The sequence below is a fragment of the Limnohabitans sp. G3-2 genome, from assembly GCF_002778275.1.
Lineage (GTDB): Bacteria > Pseudomonadota > Gammaproteobacteria > Burkholderiales > Burkholderiaceae_C > Limnohabitans_A.
In genome coordinates this window covers 19,253-36,365 of record NZ_NESG01000004.1, presented here as the reverse complement: position 1 = coordinate 36,365, position 17,113 = coordinate 19,253, and the positions used below count along the sequence as shown (strand labels likewise).

The following is a 17,113-nucleotide window of genomic DNA, read 5'->3' as shown; positions in this document are numbered from 1 at the left end:
ATGGGCCGAACGTGCGTCAATGGGTTCTCGTCATCCACACAGAGAACCCCCCATGCAAAACCTCAAAACCCTCACCGCCGCCATCGTGTGTGCCAGCCTGCTGCCCTTGTCGGCGGCCTTTGCACAAAAATTGGCGATGCCCAAAAAAAGTCGACGCCTCAAAAAAGACCGAAGCCGATGACAAAGTCGCCCATGAAAAGTGCGAAGCCCTCGCGGGCGATGCCAAAACCAGCTGCGTGACAGCGGCCAAGGGCAAGTTCGGCAAGCATTGAGTTATTGCGAACTGAGCAACGGCGCCTGAGGGCGCCGTTTTTGTTCAAGGTAGGCAGCGCATCACAACAACGCATCCAAGCCCTTGCGGTCCAGCAAGTTCAGCAACTTGAGCGAGGGGCCACTGGGGTGCTTTTCACCGATCTCCCATTTGCGCACTGTAGAGGCGCTGGTGTTCAGCACCGAAGCCATCACCGTCTGGCTCAGCTTGTGCTGCTCGCGCAGGGCGCGGATTTGGGCGCTGTCATAGGGCGCAATGGGCTCCATGCAAAGCGCGTCGAGCTTTTGCATCTTGCGCTTGTCAATGAACCCGAGGCGCTCCAAGTCTGCCGCTGTTTCGTAAACCGTTTCCAGCACTCGGCTGGCGGCCTGGGGTTTGGCTTTTGTCTGGGTTTTAGGTTTAGTGCTCATGGCAAATTTCATATATAGAACCGTCTTGCACCGCGACATCAAGCTGACGTCCAGTCAAGTCCAGCAGTTGTTTGGCCAGCCACTGCAAACCTTCCAACTCGGTGCTGGTCACATTGGCTTTTTCGTTCTTTTCAAACCCGTACACAAAAAACCAACGACTGGCCCTGCGTGTGGCCACCAAAGTGCGGGCGCCTCCACGCTTGCCGCGACCGGGCAAGGCAACGCGTTTTTTGAGCACATCTCCACCCAGATCAGCATCCACCAGGCCACTGACCATTTCACACACGGCCAGGCACAAAGCGTGATCCGTCAGATCGCTTTTACGCATCCACTTGGCAAATTGACGGGTTTTGAAGACGCGGCGCATGCATTAAATTATGCCACTTGGTGGCATAAATCACAAAACCACCTCAATGGTTCAACTGCCCCCAAGCCTTCTCCAGCCGCTTGATGCTGACAGGCTGCGGGGTGCGCAGTTCTTGCGCGAAGAAGCTCACGCGCAGCTCTTCCAGCAGCCAGCGGAACTCCAGCATGCGGGCGTCTTGCGCGCCTTTGCGTTCGGCCACCAAGCGCCAATAGCGTTGCTCTTGCGGTTTCAGCTCGGTCAGGCGCTGCGCGTCGCGGGCGGGGTCGGCGCGGTATTTGTCGAGGCGCAGGGTCACGGCTTTCAAGTAACGGGCACAGTGCTGCAGCTGCGGCCACGGGGTGGCGGCCATGAAGTTTTTGGGCATCAGGCGTTGCAGTTGCTGGGTGCAGTCGGCCGTTGCATCGGGCGCGTTTTTCGTGTCCTTGATCTTGCGGGTGGCCGCGCCAAACTCCAGCAAGATGGTGCCCGCCAAGCGGGCCACTTCGTTGGCGATCAAGGTGAGGCGCCCCCGGCCTTCTTCGATGCGGCGCTTGAAGGTGATCTCGTCGTTGGGCAATGGGTCGAGCAAGAAGGCGCGGTCCAGTGCCACGTCGATGATCTGGGTTTTCAGCTCGTCGGCCGTACCCAGCGGCATGTAAGCCACCGCCATTTTTTGCAGGTCAGGGATGTTTTTCTCAAGGTACTTGAGCGCGTCTTTGATTTGCAGCGCAAACAGGCGGCGCAGGCCTGCGCGATTTTTGCTGGCGGCCACATCGGGCTCGTCAAACACCTCGATGGTCACCGCGTCTTGCACGTCCACCAACGCAGGGAAGCCAATCAAAGTCTGGCCGCCCTTGCTGATTTCCATCAGCTCGGGCAGCTCGCCAAAGGTCCAGGCGGTGTAGCGCTGGGGGGCCAAGGGTTTGGGCGCTGCCGCGGCTTTGGCCGGGACAGCGTGATTGCGTTGGGGGCTGGCTGTGTTCGTTGGGGCGTTGGCCGATGCCAGATCGGGGATAGGAGTCGGGGCTGCAGCCACTTTCAGTTGCGCCAAGGCCTGGAACGCGCCACGCGCTTTGGCACCCAGCTCGCCTTTGAGCGCGCCCAGGTTGCGGCCCATGCCCAGCTGGCGGCCGTGCTCGTCCACCACCAGCAGGTTCATGAACAGGTGCGGGCTGAGCATCTCGTGTTTGAAGTCGGTCCGCTTGATGTCCAGGCTGGTTTCGTCGCGGGCTTTTTTCAGCAGCACGTCGGTCAGCGACCCCGTACCAAACAGCTCGGGCGCCGACAGCTCGGCGGCCAAGCGCGTGGCCGATTCGGGCAGCGGCACAAAGCGGCTGCGCGGGCGCTGCGGCAGGCTTTTGAGCAGGGCCTGGATTTTGTCTTTAAGCAGGCCGGGCACCAGCCATTCGCAGCGGTCTTCGCTCACCTGGTTCAGCACAAACAAGGGCACCGTGACCGTCACGCCATCGCGGGCGTCGCCCGGTTGGTGCAGGTAAGTGGCCTGGCAGTCAGTGCCGCCCAGGCGGATGTGTTTGGGAAAGGCCTGCGTGGTGATGCCTGCCGCTTCGTGGCGCATCAGCTCTTCTCGGGTCAGCAGCAGCAGGCGCGGTTGCTTGGCGCTCTCGTGGCGGTACCAATCTTCGAGCAGGCGGCCGCTGCACACCTCGGGCGGAATTTGCTGGTCGTAAAAGGCGTAGATCAGTTCGTCGTCCACCAGCACGTCTTGCCTGCGCGACTTGTGCTCCAGCTCTTCGACCTTGGCGATCATCTTGTGGTTGGCCGCCAAAAACGGCAACTTGCTCTCCCACTGCTCACCCACCAGCGCTTCGCGGATGAAAATCTCGCGGGCGCCGTGCAGGTCCACCCGGCTGTAAGCCGTGCGCCGCCCGCTGTAGACCACCAGGCCGTAGAGCGTGGCCCGCTCCAGCGCCACCACTTCGGCCGACTTCTTTTCCCAATGCGGGTCGAGCACTTGCTTGCGCAGCAGGTGCGCACCGACCTGCTCCAGCCACTGCGGCTCAATCGCTGCAATGCCTCGGCCAAACAGGCGCGTGGTCTCCACCAATTCGGCCACCACGATCCAGCGGCCCGGCTTTTTGGAGAGGTGCGCACCGGGGTGTTTGTGGAACTTGATGCCGCGTGCGCCCAGATAGGCCTCTTCGTCTTCGAGCTTGTAGCCCACATTGCCCAGCAGGCCCGCCAGCATGGACAGGTGCAGCTGCTCGTAGCTCGCGGGCTTCGTGTTGATGCGCCACTTGTGCTCAGTGACCACCGTGAGCAGCTGGGTGTGCGTGTCGCGCCACTCGCGCACGCGGCGGATGTTGACGAAGTTCTGGCGCAGCAGCTGTTCGTATTGGCGGTTGCTCAACTTGTGCTCGGTGCCGTGGCCGCCTCGGGCGTCGTGGATCCATTTCCACAACTTGAGGTAACCGGTGAACTCGCTCTTGTCGTCGTCGAACTTGGCGTGTTGTTGATCGGCCTGGGCCTGCGCGTCCATGGGGCGGTCGCGCACGTCTTGCACGCTCATGGCGCTGGCGATCACCAGCACTTCTTCCAGCGCTTCACGGCCACGGGCTTCCAGAATCATGCGGCCCACACGCGGGTCCAGCGGCAGGCGAGCCAGCTCTTTGCCAATGGCGGTGAGTTCGTTGTCGTCGTCCACCGCACCCAACTCGGCCAGCAATTGGTAGCCGTCGGTGATGGCCCGTTTGGACGGCGCTTCGATGAACGGGAAGTCTTCCACCACACCCAGGTGCAGCGACTTCATGCGCAAGATCACGCCCGCCAAGGACGAGCGCAAGATTTCCGGGTCGGTGAAGCGCGGGCGGCCTGCAAAGTCTTTCTCGTCGTACAGGCGGATGCAGATGCCGTTGGCCACACGGCCGCAGCGGCCCGCCCGCTGGTTGGCCGCGGCCTGGCTGATGGGCTCGACCATCAGCTGCTCGACCTTGCTGCGCAGGCTGTAGCGCTTGACGCGGGCCGTGCCGGCGTCGATCACATAACGGATGCCGGGCACGGTCAGCGACGTCTCGGCCACGTTGGTCGCCAGCACGATGCGGCGGCCGTTGGACGCTTCAAAAATGCGGTCTTGCTCGGCCTGCGACAGGCGGGCAAACAGGGGCAGCACTTCGGCGTTGCGGGTCAGCGGCTGGTGCGCCAGGTGCTTGCGCAGGTGGTCGGCAGCTTCGCGGATTTCGCGCTCGCCGGGCAAGAAGATCAGGATGTCGCCCCCTGCCCCGCCTTGCCAGAGTTCGTCCACCGCATCGGCCATGGCCTCGTTCAGGCCGTAGTCGCGCGACTCTTCAAACGGGCGGTAGCGCTGCTCCACCGGGAAGGTGCGGCCCGAGACCATGATGACCGGGGCAGGAACCGGACCCCCACGCTCGCCCACTTGGTGTGGCTCGCTGCCCCCCGAGGGGGCTTCGCCTGGCTTGGGGCGGCCCAGCGCCAGTCGAGGCTGGCTGGCAAAGTGCCTGGCAAAGCGGTCGGCATCGATGGTGGCCGAAGTGACCACGATTTTGAGGTCCGGGCGGCGCGGCAGGATCTGGCGCAGGTAGCCGAGCAAGAAGTCGATGTTCAGGCTGCGTTCATGCGCCTCGTCGATGATGATGGTGTCGTAGGCCTGCAAGAGCGGGTCGGTTTGCGTCTCGGCCAGCAAAATGCCGTCGGTCATGAGCTTGACCGAGGCGTTTTTGGAGAGGCGATCCTGAAACCGCACCTTGAAACCCACCACCTCGCCCAGCGGGGTCTTGAGTTCTTCGGCAATGCGCTTGGCCACCGAGCTGGCCGCAATGCGCCGGGGCTGGGTGTGGCCGATCATCCGAGCCCGTTCACCCGGCTTGGCGTTGATCTTGCCGCGGCCCAGCATGAGCGCGATTTTGGGCAGCTGCGTGGTCTTGCCCGAGCCGGTTTCACCACACACGATGATGACCTGGTGCTGGTCCATGGCGGCCATGATTTCGTCACGGCGGGCCGAGACGGGCAGGCCTTCGGGGAACTCGATTTGGAGGGGGGTGTCGGACAAGGCGGAAACTTCTGTGAAAATCAAGGCAAGAACAGCGGGGGATTATCCCAGTCCCGCGCACCCTGCCACTTTCGCAGCCCCTTCACCGCACCTTCGCCGCCCATGTCCACAGTTTTCAACTTCACCTTCGTGCCCTGGTTCCGGTCGGTGGCGCCCTACATCCACATGCACCGGGGCAAGACCTTTGTGGTGGGCATCGCGGGCGAAGCCATTGCTGCGGGCAAGCTGCAACACCTGGCGCAAGATTTGGCCTTGATCCAAAGCATGGGCGTGAAGATCGTGCTGGTGCACGGCTTTCGCCCGCAGGTCAATGAGCAACTTGCCGCCAAGGGCCACACCCCCAAATATTCACAGGGCATCCGCATCACCGACAGCGTGGCGCTCGACTGCGCCCAAGAAGCGGCGGGCCAACTGCGCTACGAGATCGAAGCCGCCTTCAGCCAGGGGCTGCCCAACACGCCCATGGCGGGCTCCACGGTGCGGGTGATTTCGGGCAACTTCATCACCGCCCGGCCCGTGGGCATTGTGGACGGCGTGGACTTCATCCACTCGGGCCTGGTGCGCAAAGTGGACGTGGACGGCATCATGCGCACGCTGGACATGGGCGCCATGGTGCTGCTCTCGCCCTTTGGTTTTTCGCCCACGGGCGAAGCCTTCAATTTGGCCATGGAAGAAGTGGCCACCAGTGTGGCCACCGAATTGCAGGCCGACAAGCTGATTTTTGTGACCGAGGTGCCGGGCATCCGCATCGAGCCGCACGCCCCGGCCAGCGAGGACAACCCGATCGACACCGAACTGCCGCTGGCCGCCGCCAAGCAACTGCTGGCCTCGCTGCCCACACCGACCGAGCCGACCGACATTGGTTTTTATTTGCAGCACTGCGTGAAAGCTTGCGAAGAAGGTGTGGAGCGCTCGCACATCCTGCCCTTTGCGGTGGATGGCGCGCTGCTGCTCGAGGTGTATGTGCACGACGGCATCGGCACCATGGTGATCGACGAAAAACTCGAAGAATTGCGCGAAGCCACTTCGGACGATGTGGGCGGCATCTTGCAGCTGATCGAGCCCTTTGAGAAAGACGGCACCTTGGTCAAACGCGACCGCACCGAGATCGAGCGCGACATCGACCACTACACCATCATCGACCACGACGGTGTGATCTTTGCCTGCGCGGCGCTCTACCCCTACCCCGAAGCCAAGACGGCCGAGATGGCGGCGCTCACCGTGTCACCCCAGTCGCAAGGCCAGGGCGATGGCGAAAAGGTGCTCAAGCGCATCGAGCAACGCGCCCGCGCCATGGGGGTCAAAAGCATCTTTGTGTTGACCACCCGCACCATGCACTGGTTCATCAAGCGCGGCTTTGTCCAGCAAGACCCCGACTGGCTGCCCGAGGCGCGCAAACGCAAGTACAACTGGGACCGCAAGAGCCAGGTGCTGGTCAAGAAGCTCTAAGACCCATTCCGACTGGTGTGTGCGTTCCTGCGTTGAGCAGCGGCTCGCGCCCACAGGGAATGGGTCTGCTGGACCTTTGTGGATGGCTGCTTGACTTTTGTGGGAGGCCGACTGATTGGCCTGTGCAGATGGCTGCCTGGCTTTTGTGGGAGGCCGCCCCTGCGGCCGAAGGGTTCAAATGGCCGGGATTTCGAATCACATTCGCGAGCAGGGGCTCGCTCCTAGATCAAAAGACTTGCTCCCACATGCAGGGGCTTGTTCCCCAACTGCCATCAGCGGTTCTTCAAGGTTCTGTAGGTGATCCACAAGCCTGCCAGGCCAAACACCACAAATGCCACGAACGACCAGTTGGCGATCGAGCCGCCTAAAAAGGTCCAGTCGATCTGGGTGCAGTCGCCGCTGCCTTTGAAGATCATGGGGATGGCGCGGTTGATGGGGAAGTTTTCGACCATGCCGTAAAAGTCGCGGCCACAGGTCACGATTTCAGGCGGGTACCACTGCAGCCAGCTTTGGCGGGCCGCGGTAAAACCACCGAAACCGGCCACCAGCGCCAGCAGCAAACCCGACACCGCCAGGCCCCAGCCGCGCAAACGCCAGCCCACAGCCGCCACCAGCACCACGCCAATGAGCGCATAACGCTGCACGATGCACATGGGGCATGGGTTCAGGCCCACGATGTGCTGCAAAAACAAGCCGAAGGCCAGCATGCCGATGCCGGACAAGGCGATCAGGGCCAGCAGACGTCTGGGGGTGATGGAAGTCAGGTTCATGGTCGTTCTCAAAAGCCAACGGGCGCATTGTGCGCCCGTGTTCAGCTGCGTTGGTGGGGCAAGTCACAAAGCCCCAGCGCCATCAGGATTCGGCAAACGCCCGTTCGATGACGAAGGCACCCGGGGTGCTGGTGTTGCCTTCAGCCAAGCCGTGTTCTTCGCAGATGCGCTTGAGGTCTTTGAGCATGGCGGGGCTGCCACAGATCATGATGCGGTCGTCCTCTGGGTTGAGCGGGGGCAGACCCAAGTCGGCGAAGAGCTTGCCGTTTTCGATCAAATCGGTCAGGCGACCTTGGTTTTTATAGGGCTCGCGGGTCACGGTGGGGTAATACAGCAACTGCTTGCTCACCATGTCGCCCAAAAACTCGTTGGCGGGCAGCTCTTGGGTGATGTAGTCGTGGTAAGCCAACTCGTTGACCTGCCGCACGCCATGCACCAGGATCACTTTTTCAAAGCGCTCATAGGTTTCCGGGTCGCGGATGATGCTCATGTAAGGGGCCAAGCCCGTGCCCGTGGCCATCAGGTACAGGTGTTTGCCGGGCAAGAGGTAGTCGCACAGCAAAGTGCCGGTGGGTTTGCGGCCCACCACGATGGTGTCCCCCACCTGAATGTGTTGCAGCTTGGAGGTCAGCGGGCCGTCGGGCACCTTGATGCTCAAAAATTCCAGGTGCTCTTCGTAGTTGGCGCTGGCAATCGAATAGGCACGCAGCAGCGGTTTGCCGTTCTCGCCGCGCAAGCCGATCATGGTGAAGTGCCCGTTCGAAAAGCGCAGGGCTTGGTCGCGGGTGGTGGTGAAGCTGAACAGGCGGTCGGTCCAGTGGTGGACGCTCAAAACGCGTTCTTCGAGAAAAGCACTCATGGTGATGGACGGATGTTGTGGCCGGATCAAGAGACCCAAAGCCCATGGGGGATGCTGAAAGCTTGATACAGTTGCGGCCTGCAAGACCACGAAATGGCGTTGCTGACTTTGAGACAGCCCCTATTTTCGTGTGATTCGTTCACAACTGGAAATACTGAAATTTTATATCCGTATAACCAGCGCTTCTTAAGATACATCAAGGCAAGACATCAACATGGCACGCACCGTTCAATGCATCAAACTCGGCAAAGAAGCAGAAGGTCTGGATTTCCCCCCCTACCCGGGTGATTTGGGCAAACGCATCTGGGAAGGCGTGAGCAAGCAAGCTTGGGCCGACTGGCTCAAGCACCAGACCATGTTGGTCAATGAAAACCGCCTGAACCTGGCCGACTTGCGCGCCCGCCAGTACCTGGCCCGCCAGATGGAAAACCACTTCTTCGGCGATGGCGCTGACGCCGCCCAAGGCTACGTCCCCCCCACACCCTGATCCCCCCTGATTTCCCCCTGGATTTCGCCTTCATTGCGCACTGATCTCGACCGCGGCAGGCAGGGCCCTCGTCAAGCGCTGGTCATCGGCGCGGGCTTGTCGGGGTCGGCCGTGGCGCACAGCCTGGCGTCTCGCGGCTGGTCTGTGACCGTGCTGGACCAAGGCGAAGGTGTGGGCGCTGGCGCTTCGGGACTGCCCGCCGGGCTGGCGGCCCCTCATGTCTCTCCAGACGACAACGTGCTCTCGCGCATCACCCGTGCGGGTGTGCAAGCAACCCTGCATCGGGCACAAACGCTGCTGCAGCACGGGACCGATTGGGCCTTGAGCGGCGTTTTGGAGCACAACATCGCCGGCAAACGCCGCTTGCCCACGGCTGCCCCCGGTGACACCAGCACCCCAGCGAGTGCGGCTCACATTGCGGCAGCGGGTTTGCCGCCCGACACCCCCGCGCTGTGGCATGCGCACGCAGGCTGGATTCGGCCCCGGCAACTGGTGAGCGCACAACTCCAGACCCCCGGCGTGCAGGTGAAGTGGGGGCAGAAAGTGAGCGCCATCGCCAAGAACGGTGAAGCTTGGACCGCGCTCAATGCGCAAGGGCAAGTGCTGGGCCAAGCGCCCTTGCTGGTGGTGGCCAGCGCCTTTGACAGCCTGGCCTTGCTGCAAAACCAGCCCGGATTTGCGGTACCGCTGAACCCCTTGCGGGGTCAGGTCAGCTGGGGCCTCATGTCTGAGCTCGAGGCCGATCTTCGGGCCGACGCCTTGGCCGCATCGGCCAACCCCCATCCAAGCAACCTGCCTCCTTTTCCTGTCAACGGCCACGGCAGCTTCATCAGCGGCGTGCCCTCGCCCGAGGGGCCCATGGCTTGGTACATCGGCTCGACCTTTGAGCGCGACTGCGAACAAGCCCCCGTGCGTACCGAAGACCACGCCGCCAACCAAGTCCGTTTGGCCACGCTGCTGCCCCATTTGGGCGAAGCGATGAAGCGGCAGTTTCAGCCCGATCGGATCCACGGCTGGGCAGGTCTGCGGTGCACACTGCCCAACCGCTTGCCTGCGGTCGGCCCCGTCGACAGCCAAAGGCTGCCCGGACTTTGGATCAGCGCGGGCATGGGCGCCCGGGGGATCAGTCTGGCCGTGCTTTGCGGTGAACTCGTCGCCACTTGGCTGGAGAACCAAGCCTTGCCCTTGCCGCCGGACTTGGTCAAGCATTTGACAGCCGAGCGCTACGTCAGCACTTAAATTCAACAAATTCATCATTTCCCACTACGATGGGTGTGTTTCCGTGCCCTTCGGCGCTGGATGTTTTGTGAGGTGCTTGGTTCATGGCCCGTCAATCCTTGTCACGCTATTTGCCTTGGTTGGCCACCGCGCCTGCGGCCGTGGTGGTCTGGCCGCTGTCCGGTTGGGCCAGCGCCGGATTGGGCCTGTTGTTTGTGTTGGGCTGGATCGACTTCCAGCAAGCCAAACAAGCCGTACGCCGCAACTACCCGCTCACCGGGCGTCTGCGCTACGCGCTGGAATACATCCGCCCCGAACTGCGGCAATATTTTTTGGAAGACGACGAAGAAAAGCTGCCGTTTTCGCGCAACCAACGGGCCATGGTCTATGCCCGCTCCAAGGTCCAAAACGACAAGCGGGGGTTTGGCAGCATCAAGGACATGTATGCCACCGGCACCGAATGGATCGCGCATTCACTCCAACCCGTGCAGCCCGACCCGGCCACGTTCAGGGTCCGGGTGGGCCAGGGGCAATGTGCCCAGCCCTATGACTTGTCATTGCTCAACATCTCGGGCATGAGTTTCGGGGCCCTGTCTCCCAACGCCATCAAAGCGCTCAATCGGGGGGCCGCCATGGGCGGCTTTGCCCACGACACAGGCGAAGGCAGCATCTCGGTGCACCACCGAGAGCACGGCGGTGACCTGATCTGGCAAATCGCCTCGGGCTACTTTGGCTGCCGCACGCCCGACGGGCACTTCGATCCGGAGCGCTTTGCGCTGCAGGCCCTGTCGCCCCAGGTCAAGATGATCGAGGTCAAGCTTTCACAAGGCGCCAAACCCGGACATGGCGGGGTGCTGCCCAAGGCGAAAGTGAGCCAAGAGATCGCCGACGCGCGGGGCGTGCCCATGGGCCAAGACTGCGTCTCCCCTGCCCGGCACTCGGCTTTTTCAAGCCCTGCCGAATTGCTGAACTTTGTCGCCCGGTTGCGCCAGCTGTCGGGTGGGAAACCTGTGGGCATCAAACTGTGTGTGGGCCAACCGGCCGAATGGTTTTCCATGGTCAAAGCCATGCTGGCCACTGGCCAAACACCCGACTTCGTGGTGGTAGACGGCGCAGAAGGTGGCACCGGAGCCGCCCCCATCGAGTTTGCCGACCATGTGGGCATGCCGCTGCGCGACGGTCTGCGACTGGTCCACAACAGTTTGGTGGGCGCAGGTTTGCGCGAGCGCATCAGGATCGGCGCTTCCGGCAAGGTGATCTCGGCCTTCGACATCGCGCGTTGCTTGGCCTTGGGCGCGGATTGGTGCAATTCGGGCCGGGGGTTCATGTTTGCGCTGGGCTGCATCCAGTCGCGCAGCTGCCACACCGACCATTGCCCCACAGGTGTGGCCACGCAGGACCCGGTGCGACAACGCGCCATTGTGGTCACCGACAAAGCCGAGCGGGTGTTCTACTTCCATGCCAACACGCTGCATGCGCTGGCCGACTTGGTGGGTGCGGCGGGCCTGCAACAGCCCGGTGACATCACCCCGCAGCACCTGATGGTGCGGCATGCCCATGGCCATGCCAAATCCTTGGCCGAGAGCACGGTCACCCTCACCCACGGGCAGCTGTTGGCCACCGACCCTGCGGCCCCTGCACTGCCCAGTCCTTTTGCGGAATTTTGGGCAGCGAGCTCAGCCGAGCATTGGGGTTTGGCCAGCCACTGAGTGGGGCGGGCCCCAACCCTGGCGTTTTACTTCATCGCCTCAGCCGGGCGGCGGGCTTTCACATACGCATCGGTGGGCAAATAATTTTTGCCATCGGCATAGCGCCACTGCACCATCGTGCCCTTGCCACCCCTTTGGTCGAGCTTGCCCACATAAGCGCCCATGGTGGACTGCTGGTCAATGGCGCGGTACTCGGCGGGGCCAAAGGGGGTGCTGAATTTGAGGCCACGCATGGCGATGACCAATTTTTCGTTGTCGACCGAATTGGCCTTTTTGATGCCCGCAAAGATCGACTGCATGGTGGCGTAGCCCACGACCGAGCCGACCTTGGGGTTCTCGTTGAACTTCTTGTAATAGTTGGCGGCGAAGCTGGCGTGCTCTTTGTTGTCGAGCTGGTCCCAGGGGTAGCCAGTCACGATCCAGCCCTTGGGCGTTTCGTCCTTCAGCACTTCCAAGTATTCAGGCTCGCCCGACAGCAGGGACACCACGGGCGTCTTGGGGAAGACGTTGCGCTGGTTGCCTTCGCGCACCAGCTTGGCCAAGTCGGCACCAAAGGTCACGTTGAAGATGGCGTCTGGCTTGCTGGCCATGGTGGCGGTCAGTGTGCTGCCCGCGTCGATCTTGCCCTGGGCGGGCCACTGCTCGCTCACAAACTCCACATCGGGGCGCTTGGCCTTGAGCAACTCTTTGAAGCTGGCCACCGCGCTTTGGCCATATTCGTAGTTGGGCGCAATCGTGGCCCAGCGCTTGGCGGGCAACTTGGCCGCTTCTTCCACCAGCATGGCCGCTTGCATGTACGTGCTGGGGCGCAGGCGGAAGGTGTAGCGGTTGCCTTTCTCCCACACGATGGCATCGGTCAAAGGCTCGCTGGCCACAAACAGGCGCTTGTTTTTCTGGGCATGGTCGGCCAGCGCCAAGCCAATGTTCGATAAAAAGCCGCCCGCCAAAACGTCCACCTTTTCTTTGGACGTCAGCTCAATGGCGTGGCGCAGCGCTTCATCGGGCTTGCCGGCGTCGTCGCGGGCGATGACTTCGACCTTGCGCCCGAGCAAGCCGCCTTGGGCATTGATTTCCTCCACCGCCAGCTGCCAACCTTGTTTGTAGGGCTGGGTGAATTGGGGAATGGCGGAATAGCTGTTGATCTCACCGATCTTGATGGGGGTCTGGGCCAGCACGGAGCTGGCAGCGGCTGCGCTCAAAAGGCCGGTGGCAATCAGGCGGTTCATCGGGGCGTCCTAGGGTAAATACTAAAAAAGCGACTTTAACAGCCGACTTTCAGCTTGTCTCAGAAAAGGCCAAACTCCAACTGATCATTGAAATTCGACAAAACCCATCCAGCTTATAAGCAATGGGAATATATAACCAACTTAAAAATCGTTTGTTTTTGCATAAGACCACCTTAAAGTCGCCGCCATGGTTGATTTGGCTTATGTCTTTGCAGGTTTCTTTGTGGGCACCATCGTGGGCCTGACGGGGGTGGGTGGCGGTTCGCTGATGACCCCGTTGTTGATTTTTTTCTTTGGCGTGAAGCCGTACATGGCGGTGGGCACCGACCTGCTTTTTGCGGCCTTCACCAAGCTGGGCGGCACCATCAGCTTTGCACGCCAGCGCATCGTGCCTTGGCGCGTGGTGGGTTTGCTCAGCGCGGGCAGCATCCCGGCGTGTCTGGTGACTTTGGGCTTTTTGCACTGGGTGGGCCCAGCCTCCCCCCAAGTTCAGTCGCTGATGACGACCACGCTGGGCGTGGCGCTGCTGCTCACCGCTGCCGCCATGCTCTTCAAAGCCGTGCGGGGCCAACAACTCCCCCGCCAACTGGACGCCGCCGACGAAGTCCGTGCCAGCACCCCTCACCACTGGAGCCTACCGGTGCTGTTGGGTGCGCTGATCGGTGCTTTGGTCACGCTCACCTCCGTCGGGGCGGGGGCCATTGGCGTGACCGTACTGCTTTTGCTCTACCCGCTTTTGCCCCTGCCGCGCATCGTGGCGGCCGACATCGCCTATGCCGTGCCACTGACCTTGGTGGCAGGTTTGGGCCATGCGTCGCTCGGTTCGGTGGACTGGCCTTTGCTGGCCAAGCTGCTGGCCGGGTCGATCCCCGGCATCTGGCTGGGCTCGCGCCTGACACACCACACGCCCGACCGCGTGATCCGCTCCTTGCTGTCCTTGCTGCTGGCATGGGCCGGCACCAAACTCGTTCTGATCTGATTTTTCTCTCGCCATCACCATGTACCAGTACACCGAATTCGACAAAGCCTTTGTGCGCGCCCGCGCTGCAGAGTTCCGCGACCAGCTGGGTCGTTGGCAGACGGGGCAATTGAGCGAAGACCAATTCCGCCCCCTGCGCCTGCAAAACGGCTGGTATGTGCAGCGCTACGCCCCCATGCTGCGCGTGGCGGTGCCTTATGGCGAGATCAACGCCGCCCAGATCAAGGTGCTGGCAACAATCGCCCGCGACTACGACACGCCCGACGCCGCCTTGTTGGCCGAAGCCCAAGCCACCCAAGACAAGATCGCCGGCCTGGCCCCCAAGCTGACCACCAACTATGGCCACTTCACCACGCGCCAGAACGTGCAGTTCAACTGGATCCCGCTGGACAAGTCGGCCGACGTGATGGAGTTGCTGGCCACCGTGAACATGCACGGCATCCAGACCAGTGGCAACTGCATCCGCAACACCACCACCGACGAGCTGGCGGGCGTGGCGGTGGACGAAGTGGTCGATCCCCGGCCGTATGCCGAGCTGATCCGCCAGTGGAGCACGCTGCACCCCGAGTTTGCGCACCTGCCGCGCAAGTTCAAGATCGCCATCACAGGTGCCCTTGAGGACCGCGCCGCCATCGGCTGGCACGACGTGGGCCTGCAAGTGTTGAAAAACGCCGCTGGTGAAGTCGGCTTCAAGGTGCTGGTGGGTGGCGGCATGGGCCGCACCCCGGTCAACGGCGTGGTGATCCGCGAGTTCCTGCCTTGGCAGGACATCATGAACTACCTCGAAGCCGTGGTGCGCGTCTACAACCGCTGGGGCCGCCGCGACAACAAATACAAAGCCCGCATCAAGATTTTGGTCAAGGCCGAAGGCCAGCGCTACTTTGACGAAGTCGAGACCGAGTTCCGTGAAATTTTGGAGCGCGATGGCGCGCCGCACACCCTGTCGCAGGCCGAACTCGACCGGGTGAAAGCCGGTTTTGCCGACCCCGCGCTGAACTTGCCCGAGAACACCACCGCGTGGCTGGCACAGGCCGAAGCGGCGGTCAGCATCGAAGCGGCCAAGACGCCCGCCTTCGCCCGCTGGCTCTCGCGCAACGTGCGCCCACACCGCAACCCGCAGCTGCGCGCCGTGTCGCTGTCCTTCAAGCGCCCGGGTTACGCCCCGGGGGATGCCACCGCCGAGCAACTCGAGGCTGCCGCCGCCCTGGTCGAGAAGTATTCCGCAGGCGAAGCCCGTGTCTCGCACACCCAAAACCTGCTGCTGCCTTGGGTGCGCCTGGACCAGCTGCACGCGCTCTGGCTCGAAGCCCAAGCGCTGGGCGTGGCCCAGCCCAACATCGGCCTCTTGACCGACATGATCGCCTGCCCCGGCGGCGACTACTGCGCGCTGGCCAATGCCCGCTCCATCCCCACAGCCAGCGCCATCACCGAGCGCTACCAGGACTTGGACGAGCTGGAAGACCTGGGCCACATCGACTTCCACATCAGCGGCTGCATCAACTCCTGCGGTCACCACCACTCGGGCCACATCGGCATTCTGGGGGTCGACAAAGACGGCAAGGAGTGGTACCAGGTCACGCTGGGGGGCTCGGATGGCAAGGACCTGTCCGGCGCGGCCACGCCCGGCAAAGTGGTTGGCCCGTCCTTCTCTGCGTTTGAAGTGCCTGACGTGATCGAAGCCATTTTGGACACCTACAAACAGCTGCGCTTGAGCACGGGCCATGGCCAACAAGAGGCCTTCATCGAGACGCTGCGCCGTGTGGGCCAAGACCCGTTCAAGGCCGCTGCCCATGCCGCGCGTCATCCCGTCGAGGAAGCCGCAGCCTGAAGAATTTGTAGGCGCGAGCCCCGGATCGCGAATGTTCGCCCCGGCCAGAACAGGCATTCGGCCGCAGGGGCAGCCTCCCACAGAACACCACACAGCAGCACGCCATGAAAATCATCACCGCACAAGAACACCAAGCCCTGGCCTCGCCAGCCGTCCTCACGCTGGCCAATGACGTGGACCCGCGCACGCTCGACCTGAAGGGCGTCACCCGCATCGACCTGCAGTTCCCGGCCTTCACCGATGGCCGCGCTTACAGCCAAGCCTTTTTGCTGCGCCGCCGCCTGCGCTTTGCAGGCGAGCTGCGCGCCACGGGCGACGTGCTGATCGACCAGTTGGTGCCAATGCAACGCACCGGCTTTGACGTCGCCGTGCTCAAAGACGGTGTGGATGCCAGCGCTGCCCAGCGCCAGCTGGACCGCTACGCCGGGTTCTACCAAGGCTCGGCCGTGGGTACACAACCTCACTTTGCCGAGGTCGCGTGAACAAGCCGTCAAGAGCCGCCTCTTTGTGGGAGCAAGCCTCTGCTCGCGAATACCTGTCGCACCCTGTGGGAGCGAGCCCCTGCTCGCGAATACCTGTCACACCCTGTGGGAGCGAGCCCCTGCTCGCGAATACCTGTCGCACCCTGTGGGAGCGAGCCCCTGCTCGCGAACGCCAGCCGAAGCCATTCCAAGCACTTGGCCTCAGAGGCGGCCTCCCACAAAGCCATTGAGCCAAGAACCGCAAAGCACAAGATCATGACCTCGACCTTGATTTCCTCTCGCAGCGCCCCGGCCAAAGCCACCGAGCTGAACGCCCAAGCCAGCCCTGACTTTGCCGCCAAGCTGGCCGAGACCCAGGCGCTGCTGCGCCGCGCTGCGGCCGAATTCGCCCCCGTGACCCAGGCCTCCAGCCTGGGCGCCGAGGATGTGGTGATCACCCACCTCATCAACAGCTTGGCACTGGACATTCCGGTTTTTGTGCTGGAGACCGGCGCGCTGCACACCGAAACCCTGGCCCTGCTGGAGCGCACGCAGGCGCATTCGCGTGCGCCCATCGTGGTGTACCGCCCGGTGCAGGAGGCCGTGATCCAGTTCGTGCGCGACCAAGGCCAGGATGCGATGTACCAGTCGATCGCGCTGCGCAAAGCCTGCTGCGGTGTGCGCAAGATGGCGCCACTGGCCCGTGCACTCCAGGGCCAGAAGGCCTGGATCACAGGTCTGCGCCAAGAGCAATCTGCGGCCCGCGCCGAGGTGCCTTTGCTCGACGAGAGCGAAGTAGCCACCAAGTCGCTTTACAAATTCAACCCCTTGGCCCGCTGGACCTGGGGCGATGTGTGGCACTACATCGCCACCAACCAGGTGGACTACAACCCGCTGCACGACCAGTTCTTCCCGAGCATCGGCTGCGCGCCCTGCACCCGCGCCATCAGCCTGGGCGAAGAGTTCCGAGCTGGGCGCTGGTGGTGGGAAGACGAGGCAGCCAAGGAGTGCGGACTGCACGTCAAGAAATGACTCTTTGACAGGCCACCCAAGAAATGATTTTGTGGGAGCCCGCC

General features: G+C 62.5%; 15 protein-coding genes. 9 read left to right on the top strand and 6 right to left on the bottom strand.

Annotated features, from left to right (window positions below; genetic code table 11):
• The first annotated feature begins 52 nt into the window (after positions 1–52).
• Positions 53–181: a hypothetical protein gene (locus tag B9Z31_RS15670; protein ID WP_255408640.1), complete on the top strand. Its 129-nt coding sequence runs from the start codon at positions 53–55 to the stop codon at positions 179–181.
• Positions 182–333: 152 nt separating this feature from the next.
• Here B9Z31_RS15670 and B9Z31_RS06745 read toward each other — a convergent pair whose 3' ends face one another.
• From B9Z31_RS06745 to hrpA, 3 genes are read right to left on the bottom strand one after another with little or no spacing between them, the layout of a single operon-like run.
• Positions 334–681 carry a DNA-binding transcriptional regulator gene (locus B9Z31_RS06745; protein WP_100119113.1) on the bottom strand — a complete coding sequence of 116 codons (348 nt, stop codon included), beginning with the start codon at positions 679–681 and terminating at the stop codon, positions 334–336.
• On the bottom strand, positions 671–1,048 hold the full coding sequence (locus tag B9Z31_RS06740) for a type II toxin-antitoxin system RelE/ParE family toxin (protein ID WP_100118812.1): 378 nt from the start codon (positions 1,046–1,048) through the stop codon (positions 671–673). Before B9Z31_RS06740 ends, B9Z31_RS06745 begins: the two co-directional genes overlap by 11 nt.
• 43 nt (positions 1,049–1,091) lie before the next feature.
• Positions 1,092–5,051 (bottom strand): ATP-dependent RNA helicase HrpA, encoded by a 3,960-nt coding sequence (gene hrpA, locus B9Z31_RS06735; protein WP_100119112.1) that lies wholly within the window; start codon positions 5,049–5,051, stop codon positions 1,092–1,094.
• 102 nt (positions 5,052–5,153) lie between these two features.
• Here hrpA and argA point away from each other — a divergent pair, with 102 nt between their 5' ends.
• Entirely contained in the window at positions 5,154–6,500 is a 1,347-nt protein-coding gene (gene argA / locus B9Z31_RS06730) for an amino-acid N-acetyltransferase (RefSeq protein WP_100118811.1), read from the top strand.
• A gap of 272 nt (positions 6,501–6,772) precedes the next feature.
• Here argA and B9Z31_RS06725 read toward each other — a convergent pair whose 3' ends face one another.
• Positions 6,773–7,270: a disulfide bond formation protein B gene (locus B9Z31_RS06725; RefSeq protein WP_100118810.1), complete on the bottom strand. Its 498-nt coding sequence runs from the start codon at positions 7,268–7,270 to the stop codon at positions 6,773–6,775.
• Between the two features lie 82 nt (positions 7,271–7,352).
• Positions 7,353–8,129, bottom strand: coding sequence for a ferredoxin--NADP reductase (locus B9Z31_RS06720; RefSeq protein ID WP_100118809.1), 777 nt, complete (start codon positions 8,127–8,129; stop codon positions 7,353–7,355).
• 214 nt (positions 8,130–8,343) lie between these two features.
• On the opposite strand from B9Z31_RS06720, the gene B9Z31_RS06715 reads away from it, so the two are divergent.
• The 3 genes from B9Z31_RS06715 (at position 8,344) to B9Z31_RS06705 (ending at position 11,543) form a co-directional block, all read left to right on the top strand.
• Positions 8,344–8,616, top strand: coding sequence for an oxidative damage protection protein (locus tag B9Z31_RS06715; protein ID WP_100118808.1), 273 nt, complete (start codon positions 8,344–8,346; stop codon positions 8,614–8,616).
• Between the two features lie 33 nt (positions 8,617–8,649).
• Entirely contained in the window at positions 8,650–9,855 is a 1,206-nt protein-coding gene (mnmC, locus tag B9Z31_RS06710) for an FAD-dependent 5-carboxymethylaminomethyl-2-thiouridine(34) oxidoreductase MnmC (protein WP_233200811.1), read from the top strand.
• Positions 9,856–9,938: 83 nt separating this feature from the next.
• Positions 9,939–11,543 (top strand): FMN-binding glutamate synthase family protein, encoded by a 1,605-nt coding sequence (locus tag B9Z31_RS06705; RefSeq protein ID WP_100118806.1) that lies wholly within the window; start codon positions 9,939–9,941, stop codon positions 11,541–11,543.
• A gap of 26 nt (positions 11,544–11,569) precedes the next feature.
• On the opposite strand, the gene B9Z31_RS06700 is transcribed toward B9Z31_RS06705, so the two are convergent.
• A complete protein-coding gene (locus B9Z31_RS06700; RefSeq protein ID WP_100118805.1) occupies positions 11,570–12,769 on the bottom strand; it encodes an ABC transporter substrate-binding protein in 1,200 nt (399 codons plus the stop codon).
• Positions 12,770–12,956: 187 nt separating this feature from the next.
• On the opposite strand from B9Z31_RS06700, the gene B9Z31_RS06695 reads away from it, so the two are divergent.
• The 4 genes from B9Z31_RS06695 (at position 12,957) to B9Z31_RS06680 (ending at position 17,069) form a co-directional block, all read left to right on the top strand.
• The gene (locus tag B9Z31_RS06695) at positions 12,957–13,748 is read left to right on the top strand and encodes a sulfite exporter TauE/SafE family protein (protein ID WP_100118804.1); all 792 of its coding nucleotides are present in this window, start codon (positions 12,957–12,959) and stop codon (positions 13,746–13,748) included.
• A gap of 19 nt (positions 13,749–13,767) precedes the next feature.
• Positions 13,768–15,576 (top strand): nitrite/sulfite reductase, encoded by a 1,809-nt coding sequence (locus B9Z31_RS06690; RefSeq protein WP_100118803.1) that lies wholly within the window; start codon positions 13,768–13,770, stop codon positions 15,574–15,576.
• Between the two features lie 104 nt (positions 15,577–15,680).
• A complete protein-coding gene (locus B9Z31_RS06685; RefSeq protein WP_100118802.1) occupies positions 15,681–16,058 on the top strand; it encodes a DUF934 domain-containing protein in 378 nt (125 codons plus the stop codon).
• A gap of 255 nt (positions 16,059–16,313) precedes the next feature.
• Positions 16,314–17,069: a phosphoadenylyl-sulfate reductase gene (locus B9Z31_RS06680; protein ID WP_100118801.1), complete on the top strand. Its 756-nt coding sequence runs from the start codon at positions 16,314–16,316 to the stop codon at positions 17,067–17,069.
• The last annotated feature ends 44 nt before the right edge of the window (positions 17,070–17,113 follow it).

Excerpts from the sequence above, each read along its gene's own strand:
- B9Z31_RS06685 (WP_100118802.1), top strand. The coding sequence starts at position 15,681 with ATGAAAATCATCACCGCACAAGAACACCAAGCCCTGGCCTCGCCAGCC.
- B9Z31_RS06695 (WP_100118804.1), top strand. The coding sequence starts at position 12,957 with ATGGTTGATTTGGCTTATGTCTTTGCAGGTTTCTTTGTGGGCACCATC.
- B9Z31_RS06725 (WP_100118810.1), bottom strand. The coding sequence starts at position 7,270 with ATGAACCTGACTTCCATCACCCCCAGACGTCTGCTGGCCCTGATCGCC.
- B9Z31_RS06680 (WP_100118801.1), top strand. The coding sequence starts at position 16,314 with ATGACCTCGACCTTGATTTCCTCTCGCAGCGCCCCGGCCAAAGCCACC.
- B9Z31_RS06700 (WP_100118805.1), bottom strand. The coding sequence starts at position 12,769 with ATGAACCGCCTGATTGCCACCGGCCTTTTGAGCGCAGCCGCTGCCAGC.
- argA (WP_100118811.1), top strand. The coding sequence starts at position 5,154 with ATGTCCACAGTTTTCAACTTCACCTTCGTGCCCTGGTTCCGGTCGGTG.
- B9Z31_RS06705 (WP_100118806.1), top strand. The coding sequence starts at position 9,939 with ATGGCCCGTCAATCCTTGTCACGCTATTTGCCTTGGTTGGCCACCGCG.
- B9Z31_RS06690 (WP_100118803.1), top strand. The coding sequence starts at position 13,768 with ATGTACCAGTACACCGAATTCGACAAAGCCTTTGTGCGCGCCCGCGCT.
- B9Z31_RS15670 (WP_255408640.1), top strand. The coding sequence starts at position 53 with ATGCAAAACCTCAAAACCCTCACCGCCGCCATCGTGTGTGCCAGCCTG.
- B9Z31_RS06715 (WP_100118808.1), top strand. The coding sequence starts at position 8,344 with ATGGCACGCACCGTTCAATGCATCAAACTCGGCAAAGAAGCAGAAGGT.
- B9Z31_RS06745 (WP_100119113.1), bottom strand. The coding sequence starts at position 681 with ATGAGCACTAAACCTAAAACCCAGACAAAAGCCAAACCCCAGGCCGCC.
- B9Z31_RS06720 (WP_100118809.1), bottom strand. The coding sequence starts at position 8,129 with ATGAGTGCTTTTCTCGAAGAACGCGTTTTGAGCGTCCACCACTGGACC.
- B9Z31_RS06740 (WP_100118812.1), bottom strand. The coding sequence starts at position 1,048 with ATGCGCCGCGTCTTCAAAACCCGTCAATTTGCCAAGTGGATGCGTAAA.